Below are 16,140 nucleotides of genomic sequence, written 5' to 3'. Positions count from 1 at the left end.
GATCTCATGAGTACCGGCTTTTTCGGCAATATCGAGAAGATAAAATACGATCCGACAAGCACCAGTCCGCTGGCCTATCACCACTACAATCCCGACGAGATCGTCATGGGCAAGCGCATGGAAGATCATTTGCGCTTTGCCATCGCCTACTGGCACACCTTCGTCTGGCCGGGCACCGATCCGTTCGGCGGCAACACCTTCGAGCGTCCGTGGTTCAAGGATTCGATGGAAGCGGCCAAGCTGAAGGCCGACGTCGCCTTCGAATTCTTCTCGCTCCTCGGCACGCCCTATTATTGCTTCCACGATGCCGACGTGCGCCCGGAAGGCAAGAATTTTGCGGAGAACACCAGGAACCTAAACGAAATCGTCGACTACTTCGCGGAGAAGCAGGCGGCGACGGGCGTCAAGCTGCTGTGGGGCACGGCCAACATGTTCTCCAACCGGCGCTACATGTCGGGTGCGGCGACCAATCCGGATCCGGATGTATTCGCCTTTGCCGCAGCGACGGTAAAGACCTGCATGGACGCCACCCAGAAACTCGGTGGCGAGAACTACGTGCTCTGGGGCGGCCGAGAAGGCTACGAGACATTGCTCAATACCGATCTTAAGAAGGAACTGGACCATATGGGCCGTTTCCTGCAGATGGTTGTCGAATACAAGCACAAGATCGGCTTCAAAGGCGCGATCCTGATCGAGCCGAAGCCGCAGGAGCCGTCCAAGCACCAGTACGACTACGACGTCGCAACCGTCTACGGCTTCCTGAAGAAGTATGGCCTCGAAAACGAGGTGAAGGTCAATATCGAGCAGGGCCATGCGATCCTCGCCGGCCACACCTTCGAGCACGAACTGGCACTCGCCAATGCGTTGGGCATCTTCGGCTCGATCGACATGAACCGCAACGACTACCAGTCAGGCTGGGACACCGACCAGTTCCCCAACAACGTCCCGGAAATGGCGCTCGCCTACTACCAGGTCCTGGCGGGCGGCGGCTTCAAGACCGGCGGCACCAATTTCGACGCCAAGCTGCGCCGTCAGTCGATTGATCCGGAAGATCTGCTGATCGGCCATATCGGCGGCATGGATTGCTGCGCCCGTGGCCTGAAGGCTGCCGCTGCGATGATCGAGGACAAGGCGCTTTCAGCACCGCTCGATGAACGCTATGCCGGCTGGAACGGTGCGGAAGCGAAGAAGATGTTGGACAAGTCCTCGTCGCTCGAGAGCATCGCAGCGATGGTCGAGGCCAAGGACATCAATCCGCAGCCGAAATCCGGCAAGCAGGAGCTGTTGGAAAACATCGTCAATCGCTACGTGTAATTTGGCGCTGTTTTGCTGAAAAGGGGCCGGGAAGCAGATGCTTTTCGGCTCTTTTCTGTTTCAGCCCCGAGCGCTGACCAGAGCAACGGAATTGTTCTCGTCGAGCGCGCGGCCTGAACAACGTTGCTTTCGCCTGCAGCCGCGGGCCAACAATCAAGATTGCTTGCATTTGCTGGCAAACATTTCCATTCTGATCTTCGTCGATTGATCGGAGAGACGGTCATGGCCACTGATATTGAAGCCGTACTGGTTCGCATACGCGGCAGGGTGCAGGGCGTCAGTTACCGTGTGTGGACGGCGGATGAAGCCAGGCGGCTCGGGTTGACGGGCTGGGTGCGCAACGAAGCAGATGGCAGCGTGCTGGCGATGATCGCAGGTCCCAACGAGGCGATCGCAAGCATGATCAAGCGCTTCTGGGATGGCCCTCCTGGCGCAATGGTTTCCGATGTACGTACCGAATCAGTGGCGATTTCGGAGATTCCGGCCAAGTTCCACATCAGCGGCTAGCGATGTGCCCAAGAAAGCGCGCTGCAAGTGCCGGAATGCCTGCGGCGCGACTCCTGCCACAGGCGCTTGCCTCAGCGCTTCGACCAGCGGGACGATGGCGGTCCGACCGAATTGCGCACGACGAGATCCGGCCTGAGCAGGATTTCAGTCTCGGTGGGCTGACCATCGGAGAGCAGTTCCAGCAGCAGCGCCATCGCATGCTTGCCGATCAGGGTTCGCGGCTGGCGGATCGTGGTCAGCGACGGCGTCATGAAGCTGGCCTGTGGCACGTCGTCGAAACCCGTAACCGAAAAGTCCCGCGGGATATCGTAACCGCGCGCCTTCAGCCCGATCATCACCCCAATCGCGGTCTGGTCGTTGACGCACATGAAGGCGGTGGGCAGCGTGTCGCGCATGAAAAGTTGTTCGACGGCGAGCCGTCCGCTCTCGATGGTGCCGTCACCTTCCATGACGATCCGCAGATCGGCGCTGACGCCGGCTGCATCCAGTCCGGCCTCATAGCCGGCGCGACGCCGGTTGTAGGCAAGCCGGGTACGCGCATCACCGATGAAGGCGATTTTGCGATGGCCTTCTGCCAGCAGCAAATCGACCGCCTTGCGGGCGCCCTCGACGTCATCGACGCCGACATAGGGAATGCCGCCGTTGAAAACCGGCTCGAACACGCCGACGCTGGGGGGCAGGCGGGCCGTCATCGTCTGATGGCCGAAAGGCAGGATGCCGGTGAACAGGATGAGCCCGGCCGCCTGATTCGAGTTGAGGAACTTCAGGTATTCGAGGCCGCGCTGGGCATCGTTCTGCGTATGGCCGATGAGAATGCCATAGCCGTGGGCGCGCGCCTCGTTTTCCAGGCCGACCAGAATGCTGGAGAAATTGGGGTCGCCGATATCGGGTGCGACGACCAGGATCATGTTCGACCGGCCGAGCCTCAGGCTGCGCGCCATGGCGTTGGTCGTATAGCCGGTGACCGCGATCGCCTGGTTGACCTTCAGCCTGGTCGAGTTCGCCACCTTTTCCGGATTGTGGATTGCCCGGGAGACCGTCGCGATCGAAACCTCGGCGATCCGGGCGACGTCTTCTATAGTTGCGGGCGTGGAATTCGACACTGCATTCTGCCTTGGGTCTGTGTTCGCCGCGACACTACACAGAGTTGTCGGGAGGTCAAAGGCTGGCCCCGGAAAATCCGTGTTATCCAAAAATGTAAACCTTTACATTGGTGATGTAAAGGTTTACATAGACCATTAAGCGGATGGGAGCCGCAGGGAGGAACTGATGGAATCGGAGACCGTCGACGGTGGCGCCGTGGTGCTGTCCGCAAGGCGAATCTGCAAGTCATTCAATGGCGTGCAGGTGCTTTTCAGCGTCAATTTCGATCTCCGGGCCGGCGAAATCCATGCGCTGATGGGCGAGAATGGCGCGGGCAAGTCCACCCTCGTCAAGGTCATGTCCGGTTTCGAGCAGCCAAGTTCCGGCGAGATCGTTCTTGACGGCAAGCCTGTGAAGCTTCCGGCCAATGGTGACGCCGAGGCGCTGGGCATCGTCATCATCCACCAGGAATTCAATCTCGCCGAACATTTGACCGTCACAGAGAGCCTGTTTCTCGGTCGGGAGATGACCCGTTTCGGCGTGCTCGATCGCAAGCGTATGCGGGCCGAAACCCGAAGGGTGCTCGATTTGCTCGGCTCGCATGTCGACGAGAATGCTCTCATCAGCACGCTTTCCATCGCCGACAAACAGATGGTCGAGATCGCCAAGGCGATCAGCCGTGATGCGCGCGTCGTGTTCATGGATGAGCCGACCGCGGTCCTGTCGCGCGAGGAAACCAATTTTCTGTTCAGGCAAGTGCGCAAACTGCGCGACCAAGGAACCAGTTTCGTCTTTGTCTCCCACAAGCTGGATGAGGTGATGGAGCTGACCGATCGGGTCACGGTGCTGCGTGACGGCCAATGGGTGAAGACGTCGCCGACAGCGATCCTCGATGGAGAGTCGATTGCGCAGCTGATGGTCGGGCGTGAGCTCTCAAGCCTTTATCCCGCCAAAACCGAGCCGGATGTCGATGAAGAGGTTGTACTCCGCGTCAATTCCGTCTCCACAGGCTATGTCAAGGATGCGAGCTTTGAAGTCCGCAAGGGCGAGATTATCGGCTTTTCCGGAATGATCGGATCAGGTCGCACGGAGTTGATGGAAGCGATCATGGGACTTCGTTCCCGGGCTTCCGGCGAGGTGACGGTCAGGGGCGAAGTGGTCCCATCCGGTGATGCGCACGCCGCGAACCTGCACGGGCTCGGCTATATGACCAAGGATCGCAAGTCCAAGGGGCTGTTGCTCAATTCCGGCATGATGGCCAATCTGACGCTTCAGTCGCTCGATCAGCATACACGGCTCGGCTACCTCGATCCGAAAAGCGAAGCGGCCGCACTGGCTAAAGCCACGCGTCGGTTCGACATCCGGGTGCGAGACGGCAATGTGGTCGCAGGGCGCATGTCAGGCGGCAACCAGCAGAAGCTACTGCTCGCGAAGGTCATGGAAACCGAGCCTGATATTATCATCATCGATGAGCCGACGCGCGGTATCGATGTCGGCACAAAGCAGCAGATCTATCACTTCATTTCGGCGCTCGCGCGTGATGGACGTTCGATCATCGTCGTGTCGTCGGAGATGCCGGAGATCATCGGGCTCTGCACACGGGTGGCGGTGATGCGCGAGGGACGCATCGTCGGCGTGCTCGAGGGCGAAGAAATTTCCGAGCAGGAGATCATGCGCTACGCCGCTGGATTGAAGAGGAAAGCTGCGGCCTGAGGGTGTGCGGCGGCGCTACGGCGGATCTTTTCGCGCGCCAAATAATTCCCAGCATCAATGGGACGGGAGGTTGGTTTTGGATATGAGTGTCAACGAGGAAACCGGCGAACGCGGAATCAGGCGTCGATCCTGGCGGGATGTCGACCTGAGGGCCGTGGCACCGTTCGCGGCGCTCGCGCTGCTGCTTATCGTCGGGGCGATGGTCAACCCGAATTTCATCGGCATCACCAACCTCGCAAATGTCGCCACCCGCAGCGCGTTCATCGCCATCATCGCGGTTGGCGCCACTTTCGTGATTTCGTCCGGCGATCTCGATCTCTCTGTCGGTTCCATGGTCGCGTTCGTGGCCAGCCTGATGATCCTGTTCATGAATTCCGGGGTAATCGCGGACCCGGCGCTGATGCTGACGGCCGCCATGGCGCTCGCGGTCGCCATCGGTATCGCCTGCGGACTGGCCAACGGCCTGATCACCACGGTCGGCAAGATCGAACCCTTCATCGCCACGCTCGGCACGATGGGCATCTATCGCGGTCTGACGACCTGGCTGTCGCAGGGCGGTGCGATCACGCTCAAGTCGCCGGAGCTGCAGTCCATGTACCGGCCCGCTTATTTCGGCAATATATTCGGCTTGCCGTTCCCGATCGTCGTGATCCTCGTCGTCACCGCCATTGCAGCCTTCATCCTCTATCGTACCCGCTATGGCCGGCATGTCGTCGCCGTGGGCTCTAACCGCGACGTCGCTCGCTATTCCGGCATCCATGTCGACCGCGTGCGCACGATTGCTTTTGCAATCCAGGGCCTCTGCGTGGCGATCGCTGTGTTGCTCTACGTTCCGCGCCTGGGCTCGACCTCGGCCACGACCGGCATTCTGTGGGAACTGCAGGCAATCACTGCTGTCGTCGTCGGCGGCACGGCGCTCAAGGGCGGCGCCGGCCGCGTCTGGGGCACGATCTGCGGCGCCTTCATTCTGGAACTCGTCGGCAACATCATGCTGCTCTCCAATTTTATCAGCGAATACCTGATCGGGGCCATCCAGGGCGCGATCATCATCATTGCGATGCTCGTCCAGCGCTCGCTGGTACGCAAGTCGTGAGGGGATCGGGTCAACGGGTCGCCCGGTCCGGAGGACAAAGGACCCACAAGCCAAGGGAGTGAGAAATGTTTAAGAAGGTATTGGGAGTGGCATTCATGGCCGCAGCTCTGGCCAGCACGGCCATGGCCCAAGATGCCAAGACCATCGGCGTGTCGATCCCGGCCGCCGACCATGGCTGGACCGCTGGCGTGGTCTATCACGCCGAGCGCGTCGCCGAACAGATCCGCAAGGAACATCCGGATGCCAAGGTCATCGTCAAGACCTCGCCCGACCCGGCAAGCCAGGCCAACGCGGTTCAGGACCTTGCCGTTCAGGGTCTCGATGCCCTCGTGATCCTGCCGACCGATCCGGATCAGCTCGTCAACGCCATCAAGGAAGTCAAGGCCGCCGGCACGTTTGTCACGATCGTCGACCGCGCGCCGAGCGTCAACGATGCGACAGTGCGCGACCTCTATGTCGCCGGCAACAATCCGGCACTTGGCCAGACTGCCGGTGAGTACATCAAGGCCAATACGCCGGATGCCGAAGTCGTCGTGATCCGTGGCATGCCGATCCCGATCGACCAGCAGCGCCAGGACGGCTTCGACAAGGGCATTGCCGGCTCGAACGTCAAGGTTCTCGACCGCCAGTTCGGCAACTGGAACCGCGACGATGCCTTCAAGGTGATGCAGGACTATCTGACCAAATACCCGAAGATCGATGTGGTCTGGTGCCAGGACGACGACATGGCCGTCGGCGTGCTGCAGGCGATCGACCAGGCAAAGCGCACCGACATCCAGTACGTCGTGGCTGGTGCCGGCTCGAAGGACATGATCAAGAAGGTCATGGACGGCGACAAGATGATCCCGGTCGACGTTCTCTATCCGCCGGCAATGGTCGGCACCGCAATGGAACTGACCGCAGCCGCTGTCTTCAACCAGGTCCCGGTCCATGGCACCTACACGCTCGATGCGACCCTGATCACCAAGGAAAACGCGAAGAACTACTACTTCCCCGATTCCCCGTTCTGAGGCGCGGAGCGTCCGAAATCACGATTCCTGATCTGCCCGGCAACTACCCGGGCAGATTTTCATGCTGAAAGCGGCAAACCGAATTGTGCCGGCGGCAGAAAATCATTTAACGTTCACGGTAACGTTGCAGATGCGTCTTTGGGAGGGGTAAATGAAGACTATCAAGGGACCGGCGCTGTTTCTGGCGCAATTCGCAGGCGATGCCGCGCCGTTCAATTCGTGGAAGTCGATCACCAAGTGGGCCGCCGATTGCGGTTACAAGGGCGTTCAGGTTCCAAGCTGGGACGGCCGCCTGATCGATCTCCGCAAGGCTGCGTCGTCCAAGGACTATTGTGACGAATTCGTCGGTGTGGCGCGCGAAAACGGCGTCGAGATCACCGAGCTTTCCACCCACCTGCAGGGCCAGCTGGTGGCCGTTCATCCGGCCTACAACGAGGGTTTCGACGGTTTCGCCGCGCCCGAGGTTCGCAACAATCCCAAGGCGCGCCAGGAATGGGCCGTCGAGCAGGTGAAGCTTGCGCTCACGGCGTCCAGGAATCTGGGCTTGACCGAAATGGCCAGCTTCTCCGGCGCGCTCGCCTGGCCGTATTTCTATCCCTGGCCGCAACGTCCGGCAGGACTGGTCGAGACGGCCTTCGACGAGCTTGCCCGCCGTTGGAAACCGCTACTGGATCACGCCGACGCCAACGGCGTCGACATTTGCTACGAGATCCATCCGGGCGAGGACCTGCATGATGGCGTCACGTTCGAGATGTTTCTGGAGCGCGTCGGCAATCACGCCCGCGCCAACATGCTCTATGATCCCTCGCACTATGTTCTGCAGTGCCTGGACTATATCGACCACATCGACATCTATCATGACCGGATCAAGATGTTCCACGTCAAGGACGCGGAGTTCAATCCCACCGGACGCCAGGGCGTCTATGGCGGCTTCCAGTCCTGGGTCAACCGGGCAGGCCGGTTCCGTTCGCCAGGTGATGGCCAGGTCGATTTCGGCGCAATCTTCTCGAAGCTGACCGCCTACGATTTCAGCGGCTGGGCCGTGGTCGAATGGGAATGCTGCCTCAAGCATCCCGAAGACGGCGCGCGCGAGGGCGCGGAATTCGTCAAGAACCACATCATCCGCGTGACCGAGAAGGCCTTCGACGATTTCGCCGATGGCGGAACGGACGAGGCGGCCAACCGCCGGATGCTAGGGCTGTAGCAATTCCCTCTTCTCCCCAGCGGGGAGAAGATGTCCGAAGGACAGATGAGGGGGAACGACAAACGCCGCATGGCCCCCTCATCCCCGGCGCAACATGTTGCGCCGTGCTGCCGCCACCTTCTCCCCGCTGGGGAGAAGAGACTCGCGGCTTGTTCGACCAAATATCCAATTCCCAGGAGGAACGAATGGCAATCGAGGGTACAACCGAAAAGCGCGAGCCGCGCATCAAGCTTGGAATGGTGGGCGGCGGTTCGGGCGCTTTCATCGGCGCGGTTCACCGTATCGCGTCGCGCATCGACGACCAGTATGAACTCGTGGCGGGGGCACTGTCGTCGACGCCGGAGAAGTCGCGCCAGTCTGGCGCCGAACTCGGCCTGCATCCATCGCGCATCTATGATGATTTCAAGGCAATGGCGATCCGCGAGGCCAAGCTCAAGGACGGCATCGAGGCCGTGTCGATCGTCACGCCCAATCACATGCACTATCCCGCTGCCAAGGAATTCCTGCGTCGCGGCATCCACGTGATTTGCGACAAGCCACTGACCTCCAATCTGGCCGACGCCAAGAAGCTGCTCAAGGTCGCCGAGGAATCCGATGCGCTGTTCGTGCTGACGCACAACTACACGGGCTATCCGATGGTCCGGCAGGCGCGCGAGATGGTGCGCAATGGCGAATTGGGCGAGATCCGCATCGTGCAGATGGAATACCCGCAGGATTGGCTTGCCGAACCCATTGAGCAGACTGGCCAGAAACAAGCAGCATGGCGCACCGATCCGAAGCAGTCGGGCGTCGGCGGCTCGACCGGCGACATCGGCACCCATGCCTACAATCTCGGCTGCTTTATCTCCGGGCTGGAACTCGAGGAACTGGCCGCCGACGTGCACACCTTCGTGGCCGGCCGTCAGCTTGATGACAATGCGCATGTGATGATGCGCTTTGCCGGCGGCGCCAAGGGCCTGCTGTGGTGCAGCCAGGTCGCTACCGGTCATGAAAATGGCCTCAAGGTCCGCGTCTACGGCACCAAGGGCGGCATCGAATGGGTGCAGGCCGACCCGAACTACCTCTGGTTCACGCCGCTCGGCAAGCCGAGACAGCTGATCACCCGCAACGGCGCGGGCTCTGGTGCGGACGCGGCGCGTGTCTCGCGCATTCCTTCCGGTCATCCCGAAGGCTACCTCGAAGGCTTCGCGACCATCTACACCGAAGCGGCAAGGGCGATCATCGCCAAGCGCAAGGGCGAAAAGGTCGATCCTGCCGTGCTTTACCCGACCGTGCAGGATGGCGTGAAGGGCGTGGCCTTCGTGGAGGCCTGCATCGCCTCGTCAAAGCGCAACGGGGCCTGGATAAAAGTCTGACATATCTGCTTGCCAATAGACGACGGCAGGGTTAAAAACGGCCTTGCCGCCTGTTTTTAATCGATTAAAATCTTTTAAAGGCGGATACGAACTTTTAAAAGGCCCTCACCATGGATCCGAAAATTCTCGCCGCCCGCTTCCCGGGAGACTTTGTGTTTGGCGTTGCCACGGCCGCTTTCCAGATCGAAGGCGCCTCAAAAGCCGATGGCCGCAAACCGTCCATCTGGGATGCCTTCTCCAACATGCCCGGCCGTGTGCACAATCGTGACAATGGCGATGTCGCCTGCGACCACTACAATCGCCTCGATGAAGACCTGGATCTGATCAAGGAACTCGGCGTCGAAGCCTACCGTTTCTCGATCGCCTGGCCGCGCATCTATCCCGATGGCATCGGACCGCTCAACGAGACCGGTCTGGACTTCTATGACCGCCTCGTCGATGGCTGCAAGGCGCGCGGCATCAAGACATTTGCGACGCTCTATCACTGGGACCTGCCGCTGACGCTGATGGGCGATGGTGGCTGGACCGCACGCTCGACGGCACATGCCTTCCAGCGCTACACGCAGACAGTGATCCGCCGGCTCGGTGACCGTCTCGATGCAGTGGCGACCTTCAACGAACCCTGGTGTTCCGTCATCCTGTCACACCTGATGGGCGTGCATGCCCCGGGCGAGCGCAACATGCAAGCGACGCTCCACGCCGCCCACTATACCAATCTCGCCCATGGTCTGGGTGTCGAGGCTATCCGTTCCGAAGCCCCCAAGCTGCCGGTTGGAATCGTCTTCAACGCCATGTCGGTGATCCCCGCATCCGACAGCGAAGCCGACAAGGCAGCCGCCGTGCGCGCCAACGACTTCCACAACGGCATGTTCTTCGGTCCGGTGTTCAAGGGTGAGTATCCAAAGGCGTTGCTGGAAGCCTACGAGCCGATCATGCCGAAGATCGAGGAGAATGATCTCAAGGTTATCTCGCAGAAGATCGACTGGTGGGGGCTCAATTACTATACGCCGATGCGTGTTGCGGCCGACCCCGATCCCAAAGCGGCCTATCCCGCCCACATACAGGCAGCTCCCGTCCATCCGGAGAAAACCGACATCGGCTGGGAGATCGATTCCTTAGGCTTGAGCCACGTCGTTCGCGAACTCTATGCGACCTACGATCTGCCTGAATGCTACATCACCGAGAATGGGGCGGCCTACAATATGGGCGTCGGCGCAGACGGAACGGTCGACGATCAGCCGCGTCTCAACTACTATGTCGATCATCTCTCTGTGACGGCAGACCTGATCAAGGAAGGCTATCCCTTCCGAGGATATTTTGCTTGGTCGCTGATGGACAATTTCGAATGGGCGGAAGGTTACAGCATGCGCTTCGGCCTCGTCCATGTCGATTATGATACCCAGGTCCGGACGGTCAAGAAGAGCGGCAAGTGGTATAGTGAATTGGCCGAGCAATTTCCAAAGGGCAACTTCATCAAGACGTCGGCAGCATAGCTTGCTTTGACAACTCGCAACGGAGGCGCATGTGAAGGGGGGATGTCTTTGCGGCGCCGTCCGTTACACCACAAAATCTGAGCCGCGTTTCAGCGGCTTCTGCCATTGTCGCGATTGCCAGCGCGCCACCGGCACCGGTCATTGCTGCTACATGATCTTCGACAGATCTGAGGTCGCCTATACCGGCAAAATCCGGGCATACTCCATGATCGGTGGCAGCGGCGAGGAGACGATCCGCTATTTCTGCGAGACCTGTGGCAGCCAGATTTTCGGCTCCGGGCCTGATAGCGATCCGCGCTGGTCGATTTATGCTGGAACTCTGGACGATCCATCGGAATTTGCCCCGCAAAACCGGGTCAACACATATGTCCGTCCATGGTGGGATCACGCACCACTCGATATTCCCGAATTCGAGAAGATGTCGTGACGATAGCGACCGCACGGATCTATGCGATTTCCGGAAGTTTGCGGCAACGCTCGACAAACAGCGCTCTGTTGCGGGCCCTGGCCGAGGTCTCCCCGGAGTGCATGGCTATCGAGATCTGCGATTGCATTGGCGATCTGCCGATCTTCAATCCCGATTTGGAAGGCGATTTGACGCCCGCAAGCGTGGCGCATTTCGCAAATAAGGTGCGGGCCGCAGACGCCTTGATCATCGCCTGCCCGGAATACGCCCATGGAATTCCGGGCGGGCTGAAGAATGCGCTCGACTGGCTGGTCTCGCGAGACGAGATCCCCCACAAACCGGTCATGCTCGCGCGCGCATCGAACCGAAGCGATTATGCGCATACGGCCCTTCGGGAGGTTCTGAATACGATGTCGGTAGCGCTGACGCCGAAAACGACAATCAGCATCCATCTTCTCGGCAAGCCGTCGCCGGAAATCGCGGGCATTCTGGATGCCCCCGACACCAAGGCCTGCATGCGCCGGGGGCTTGTCGAGTTCACGGACTGGATCAAAGCCTGTCGCCTCAGGACCGGGGCGCGGGAATGACCGTCCTCTTTTCGATGGTGTTGCCGATCGGCAGGATGGTGAACTCGGTCGGCTGACCTATGCGGTCACCATTGAGTAACCTGATCAGGTCATCGACGCCGAGCACAGGCTGGCCCTCTATCGCCAGCACCAGATCGCCCTCGAGCAGGCCGGCTTTTGCCGCCGGGCTGTCCGTCTCGATTCTCCGGATCCGCACCGATGTCTCGCCCGTAAGTCCGGCTCGAACGGCGATATGGCGCGGTAGCGCTACCGTATCGGCCGCGACACCGATGAAGGCGCGCCGGACATGCCCGAAGCGCAGGATTTCCGAAATGACGAAATTTGCGGTGTTCGACGCGACGGCAAAGGCAATGCCCTGCGCCCCCACGATAACCGCGGTGTTGACGCCGATCACCTCGCCTGCCGACGATACCAGCGGCCCGCCGGAGTTGCCGGGATTCAGAGAGGCGTCGGTCTGGATGACGTCATCGATCAATCGGCCGTTCTGGGCACGCATCGAGCGACCCAACGCGGACACGACGCCAGATGTCACTGTCCATTCGAATCCAAGAGGATTGCCGATGGCAATAGCGATCTGACCACGCTTCAGGTTTTTGGAATTGCCGAGCGGTGCCGACACGCTGAGGCTGGCATCGGTGCGGATCAGCGCGATATCGGTATCGGGGTCTCGACCGAGAACGCGGGCCTCGCTGGCAATGCCATCGGGCATCTTCACCCGCACGCTTCGAGCTTCCGAAACGACATGGTTGTTGGTGACGATCAATCCGTCCGGTGAGATGACGAAGCCGGAGCCTTGGCCGCCGCGACCCTTGGTACCCACGGTAATCTGCGCAACGGACGGGCCGATGAGGTCTACGGCGCGTGAAACGGTTTGCGAATAGGCGTCGAGCAATTCGCTGTCGGCGCCGGAATGCATTTCCCGATCAATGTAGCCCATCAAATTATCCTCGGGCAGGGAAAGCACATCGCGAGCACGGCGGATATCAATCCGCACGCCTCCCCTCGAGCGCACCTGCATTTGAGTGAAACCAGTTGGAACAAAAGTATGAATGCCGCGCCACAGTTTCAAGGCGATGCGATTGTGGAGGCGAAAACGCCCGGAGCTACGGGGATGTCGATCGGCGGGCGGCTGACCGCCTCGTTCGTGTCATCCTCAGCCCGTCGCGGAAGTTCGCGCCGAGAAGGCCGAGCTGTACGATGCCGCCTGCAATTTCGATTGCCTGGACCGTCAGGAAAATCGCATCGAAATGATTATCGGCGGAGCGGAGATAAAGGAAGATTGCCGAGGGTAGCATCACGATCAATCCGTTGGCCGCGATCAGCTTCATGCGTCGCATCTTTGCAGCGATAATCGGGCTGATGCGACCGCGCGCCAGAAACGCGCCGCTCGCACCCGTCGCCACCATCGAGAGCACCAGCAAGGCGATCGTAGCGGCGATCACCGCCTTGACGGACGCAACCGCCGAATAGGTCAGGAACAGCTCGGCGACAATTGTCGAAGCGAGAAAACTCGTAACGAGCAAGAGGGAAAGTGCACCAGCAGCGGCATGCAGAATCGTTTTCATGGTTCGCTCGCTTTCAGCGGGTCGACTATCTCAAGCCTCGCTTCGAGACTGCCCATGACTTCGAGCGTGCGCTGGAGATCGGACGTCGCCATCCCATCGGAGAGCCTGTTGGCCCACATGGTGTGACGGTTGTTGATGTTGGCAAATGTGCCGATCCCGGCTTCGGTCAGATGGTAGAGTGGCGAGCGCTTGTGGCGCGGATTCGGCATGGCCAAGGCCAAGCCATCCGCTTCGAGCAGGTTGACCTGTTTCTGCGCGCCCTGCCGGGTTATGCCCATCGTCTCGGCGATCTGTGGCACGCTTTGCGGTCGGTCGGACAACGCAATGGCGCCCAGTACCTGCCAACGGGCGCTTGTAAGCCCCAGCGGTGCCGACACCGTGTCGCCTTGGGCGAGCAGCTTTCCGTTGATACGGAATATTGCCAGCATGATGTCCGTCAGGGCTTGCGCCTGTATGGTTCTCGGATCCATTCGTTACCTCCATAACGACAACTAGTTACCATAATGACAGCCGGTTGTCAAAATGAAAGCAAACAAAATAAAACGGGCCTTCCGACCCGTTCTTTGGATTCCTGTACTGCTGGAGGTATCAGAGCACCGAAACCACGGCCTTGGCGAGGTCTTCGAGCTGATCTTCCTTCAGGCCCGCAACATTGAAGCGGGAGTCGCCGACCATGTAGATCCCGTATTCGTCCCGCAGCCGGTCGACCTGGGCTTCGGTGATGCCGAGCCGCGAGAACATGCCGCGATGATCGGCAATGAAGTCGAAGCGCGCGGAATTCGACTGGCGACGGAGCGCTTCCGCAAAGCCTGTGCGCAGGTTGAGCATTCTGAGCCGCATGGACTCGAGCTCTGTTTTCCAGTCGGCATAGAGCCCGGCGTCTTCCATGATGATCCGCACGGCGGCGGCGGCATGGTCGGGCGGCATCGAATAGAGGACGCGGGTGGTGGCAAGCGCCTGGCTGCCGGCGATCTTGACGCTGTCGGCGTCCTTGCCCATCAGGATAGCCGCGCCGACGCGGTCGCGATAGACGGAAAAGTTCTTGGAGCAGGAGGTGGCGACCACCATCTCCGGAACCTTCGATGCCAGCAGGCGAACCGGAGCGGCGTCATCCTCGAGGCCGTCGCCAAAACCCTGATAGGCCAGATCGACAAACGGAAACAGCTCGCGTTCGACCAGCAGGTCCGCGACCGGGCCCCATTGTTCGATCGACAGATTTGCTCCGGTCGGATTGTGGCAGCAGCCGTGCAGCAGGACGATGTCACCCTTTGCGGCCTTCTTCAGCCCATCAAGCATCGCTTCGGCCTTCACCAGGCCGGTCGCCGCATCGAAATACGGATAGACAGCCGTCTTCAGGCCCGCTGCCTTGAGGATCGGTGCATGGTTTGCCCAGGTCGGGTCCGAAAGCCAGACCGTCGCATCCGGCCGGGCCTTCGCCAGAAGTTCGGCAAGCGTCCGCAGCGCACCGGAGCCACCCGCCGTCTGGCAGGCAAACATCCGGCTGAGATCGGCGCCTTCGCCGAACACCAGTTTCAACATGCCCTTGTTGAAGCCTTCGTCGCCGGCCATGCCGACATAGGTTTTGGTCTTCTGGCTGTCGTAGAGTCGCTTTTCGGCTTCGCGCACCGCGCCCATGATCACGGTTGCGCCGGCCGAATCCTTGTAGACGCCGACGCCGAGATCGATTTTCGTCGGCCTTGGATCGTTCCGGTAGAGGACCGAAAGGCTGAGGATCTTGTCGGGCGGAGCGGCGGTCAATGTCTCGAACATGGGACTATCCTGTCTGTTTGAACGGAATTACGAGCCGAAATGCTGTTGGCCGCGCTGCTTGGCCAGTTTGGTCTGGCGTTCGCGCTCGCGGAACCGGTTGCGATCGTCCTCGCTGCGGACTTCATAGCATTGCGGACAGGAAACGCCTGCCTCGTAGTGGCGATGCTGCAGATCTTCCGCCGACAGTGGATGGCGGCAGGCGCGGCAAAGCTTGTGGCCACCCTCCTGAAGATCCTGGACGACGGAAACGCGCTCGTCGAAAACGAAGCAGGCGCCTTCCCAAAGGCTTTCCTCGGAAGGCACTTCCTCCAGATATTTGAGGATGCCGCCCTTGAGGTGATAAACCTCATCGAAGCCTTGATCCTTCATGTAGGCGGTTGCTTTTTCGCAGCGGATTCCACCGGTGCAGTACATGGCGATCTTCGGTTTGTTATGCAGGCCCGCATTGTCCTTCACCCAGTCCGGGAACTCGCGGAAGGTCTTGATATTGGGATCGACCGCGCCGGAGAAAACGCCGAGAGCCGTCTCGTAGTCGTTACGCGTGTCGATCACGATCGTATCCGGATCGGTGATGAGCGCGTTCCAATCCTTTGGCGCGACATAGGTGCCGACGACCTTGAGCGGGTCGATATCCTCGACGCCCATGGTGACGATCTCTTTCTTGAGCTTGACCTTCATCCGCAGGAACGGCTTCTTCGAAGCCCGGCTTTCCTTGTGCTCCAGCGCCGAAAATTCCGGCTGGGCGCGAAGATAGGCCAGCACGTTGCGAAGGCCTTCGTCCGGCCCGGCAATCGTGCCGTTGATGCCTTCGTGGGCAATCAGCAGCGACCCCACCACGTCGTTTTCCAGGCAGAAGGTCTGCAGCGGTTCACGAAAATCGCGAAAACGCGGGAAGGGGACAAAATGGTAAAGCGCGGCCACCAGGTAGGGGCCGGACAGTTCGGGACGGGGTTGGATCGTGCTCTCGGTCATGGCGGGGAAATAGCGCTTTTGGGCGCCAAGCGCAATCGCCGTACGCCATTCCGGATGGTGGCTGCCTG

At 60.2% G+C, this 16,140-nt stretch carries 16 protein-coding genes; 10 read left to right on the top strand and 6 right to left on the bottom strand.

All coding sequences use genetic code 11. From position 1 onward, the window contains the following. The first annotated feature begins 6 nt into the window (after nt 1-6). Together xylA and JJB09_RS06815 are read left to right on the top strand one after the other, a co-directional pair. Nucleotides 7-1,314 carry a xylose isomerase gene (gene xylA / locus JJB09_RS06820; RefSeq protein WP_201655077.1) on the top strand — a complete coding sequence of 436 codons (1,308 nt, stop codon included), beginning with the start codon at nt 7-9 and terminating at the stop codon, nt 1,312-1,314. Between the two features lie 222 nt (nt 1,315-1,536). Then, entirely contained in the window at nt 1,537-1,821 is a 285-nt protein-coding gene (locus tag JJB09_RS06815) for an acylphosphatase (protein WP_201655074.1), read from the top strand. A gap of 71 nt (nt 1,822-1,892) precedes the next feature. Here JJB09_RS06815 and JJB09_RS06810 read toward each other — a convergent pair whose 3' ends face one another. Beyond that, on the bottom strand, nt 1,893-2,924 hold the full coding sequence (locus JJB09_RS06810) for a substrate-binding domain-containing protein (protein WP_201655071.1): 1,032 nt from the start codon (nt 2,922-2,924) through the stop codon (nt 1,893-1,895). A gap of 166 nt (nt 2,925-3,090) precedes the next feature. Here JJB09_RS06810 and JJB09_RS06805 point away from each other — a divergent pair, with 166 nt between their 5' ends. From JJB09_RS06805 to JJB09_RS06770, 8 genes are all read left to right on the top strand, one after another. Further along, nucleotides 3,091-4,617 carry a sugar ABC transporter ATP-binding protein gene (locus tag JJB09_RS06805; protein WP_201655068.1) on the top strand — a complete coding sequence of 509 codons (1,527 nt, stop codon included), beginning with the start codon at nt 3,091-3,093 and terminating at the stop codon, nt 4,615-4,617. An 82-nt stretch (nt 4,618-4,699) separates the two neighbouring features. Continuing rightward, nucleotides 4,700-5,710, top strand: coding sequence for an ABC transporter permease (locus tag JJB09_RS06800; RefSeq protein WP_201655601.1), 1,011 nt, complete (start codon nt 4,700-4,702; stop codon nt 5,708-5,710). A 65-nt stretch (nt 5,711-5,775) separates the two neighbouring features. Next, entirely contained in the window at nt 5,776-6,720 is a 945-nt protein-coding gene (locus JJB09_RS06795; RefSeq protein WP_201655065.1) for a substrate-binding domain-containing protein, read from the top strand. Between the two features lie 151 nt (nt 6,721-6,871). Beyond that, nucleotides 6,872-7,924 (top strand): sugar phosphate isomerase/epimerase family protein, encoded by a 1,053-nt coding sequence (locus tag JJB09_RS06790; RefSeq protein ID WP_201655062.1) that lies wholly within the window; start codon nt 6,872-6,874, stop codon nt 7,922-7,924. 185 nt (nt 7,925-8,109) lie between these two features. Continuing rightward, complete coding sequence (locus JJB09_RS06785) at nt 8,110-9,279, top strand: Gfo/Idh/MocA family protein (protein WP_201655059.1); 1,170 nt, start codon at nt 8,110-8,112, stop codon at nt 9,277-9,279. A gap of 110 nt (nt 9,280-9,389) precedes the next feature. Further along, nucleotides 9,390-10,772, top strand: a complete 1,383-nt coding sequence (locus JJB09_RS06780; protein ID WP_201655056.1) for a GH1 family beta-glucosidase — start codon at nt 9,390-9,392, stop codon at nt 10,770-10,772. 31 nt (nt 10,773-10,803) lie between these two features. Further along, on the top strand, nt 10,804-11,199 hold the full coding sequence (locus JJB09_RS06775; RefSeq protein ID WP_201655053.1) for a GFA family protein: 396 nt from the start codon (nt 10,804-10,806) through the stop codon (nt 11,197-11,199). After that, nucleotides 11,196-11,765 (top strand): NADPH-dependent FMN reductase, encoded by a 570-nt coding sequence (locus tag JJB09_RS06770; protein ID WP_343228992.1) that lies wholly within the window; start codon nt 11,196-11,198, stop codon nt 11,763-11,765. The genes JJB09_RS06775 and JJB09_RS06770 overlap by 4 nt, the downstream gene beginning before the upstream one ends. Here the strand turns inward: JJB09_RS06770 and JJB09_RS06765 are convergent. The 5 genes from JJB09_RS06765 to trhO form a co-directional block, all read right to left on the bottom strand. Further along, a complete protein-coding gene (locus JJB09_RS06765) occupies nt 11,743-12,702 on the bottom strand; it encodes a S1C family serine protease (RefSeq protein ID WP_201655048.1) in 960 nt (319 codons plus the stop codon). The two genes, JJB09_RS06770 and JJB09_RS06765, sit on opposite strands and share 23 nt — an antisense overlap. A 166-nt stretch (nt 12,703-12,868) precedes the next feature. Next, the gene (locus tag JJB09_RS06760; RefSeq protein WP_201655045.1) at nt 12,869-13,330 is read right to left on the bottom strand and encodes a hypothetical protein; all 462 of its coding nucleotides are present in this window, start codon (nt 13,328-13,330) and stop codon (nt 12,869-12,871) included. Next, nucleotides 13,327-13,800 (bottom strand): MarR family winged helix-turn-helix transcriptional regulator, encoded by a 474-nt coding sequence (locus tag JJB09_RS06755; RefSeq protein ID WP_201655042.1) that lies wholly within the window; start codon nt 13,798-13,800, stop codon nt 13,327-13,329. The genes JJB09_RS06760 and JJB09_RS06755 overlap by 4 nt, the downstream gene beginning before the upstream one ends. A gap of 118 nt (nt 13,801-13,918) precedes the next feature. Continuing rightward, entirely contained in the window at nt 13,919-15,100 is a 1,182-nt protein-coding gene (locus JJB09_RS06750; RefSeq protein ID WP_201655039.1) for an amino acid aminotransferase, read from the bottom strand. Nucleotides 15,101-15,127: 27 nt separating this feature from the next. Beyond that, nucleotides 15,128-16,072 carry an oxygen-dependent tRNA uridine(34) hydroxylase TrhO gene (gene trhO, locus JJB09_RS06745; RefSeq protein ID WP_201655598.1) on the bottom strand — a complete coding sequence of 315 codons (945 nt, stop codon included), beginning with the start codon at nt 16,070-16,072 and terminating at the stop codon, nt 15,128-15,130. Nucleotides 16,073-16,140: the final 68 nt, after the last annotated feature.

Origin of the sequence: Phytoamicus setariae (assembly GCF_016722925.1) — a bacterium.
Taxonomy (GTDB): domain Bacteria; phylum Pseudomonadota; class Alphaproteobacteria; order Rhizobiales; family Rhizobiaceae; genus Rhizobium_E; species Rhizobium_E setariae.
Note: the sequence above shows the minus strand (reverse complement) of the source record. Positions and strands in the feature narration are given on the sequence as shown.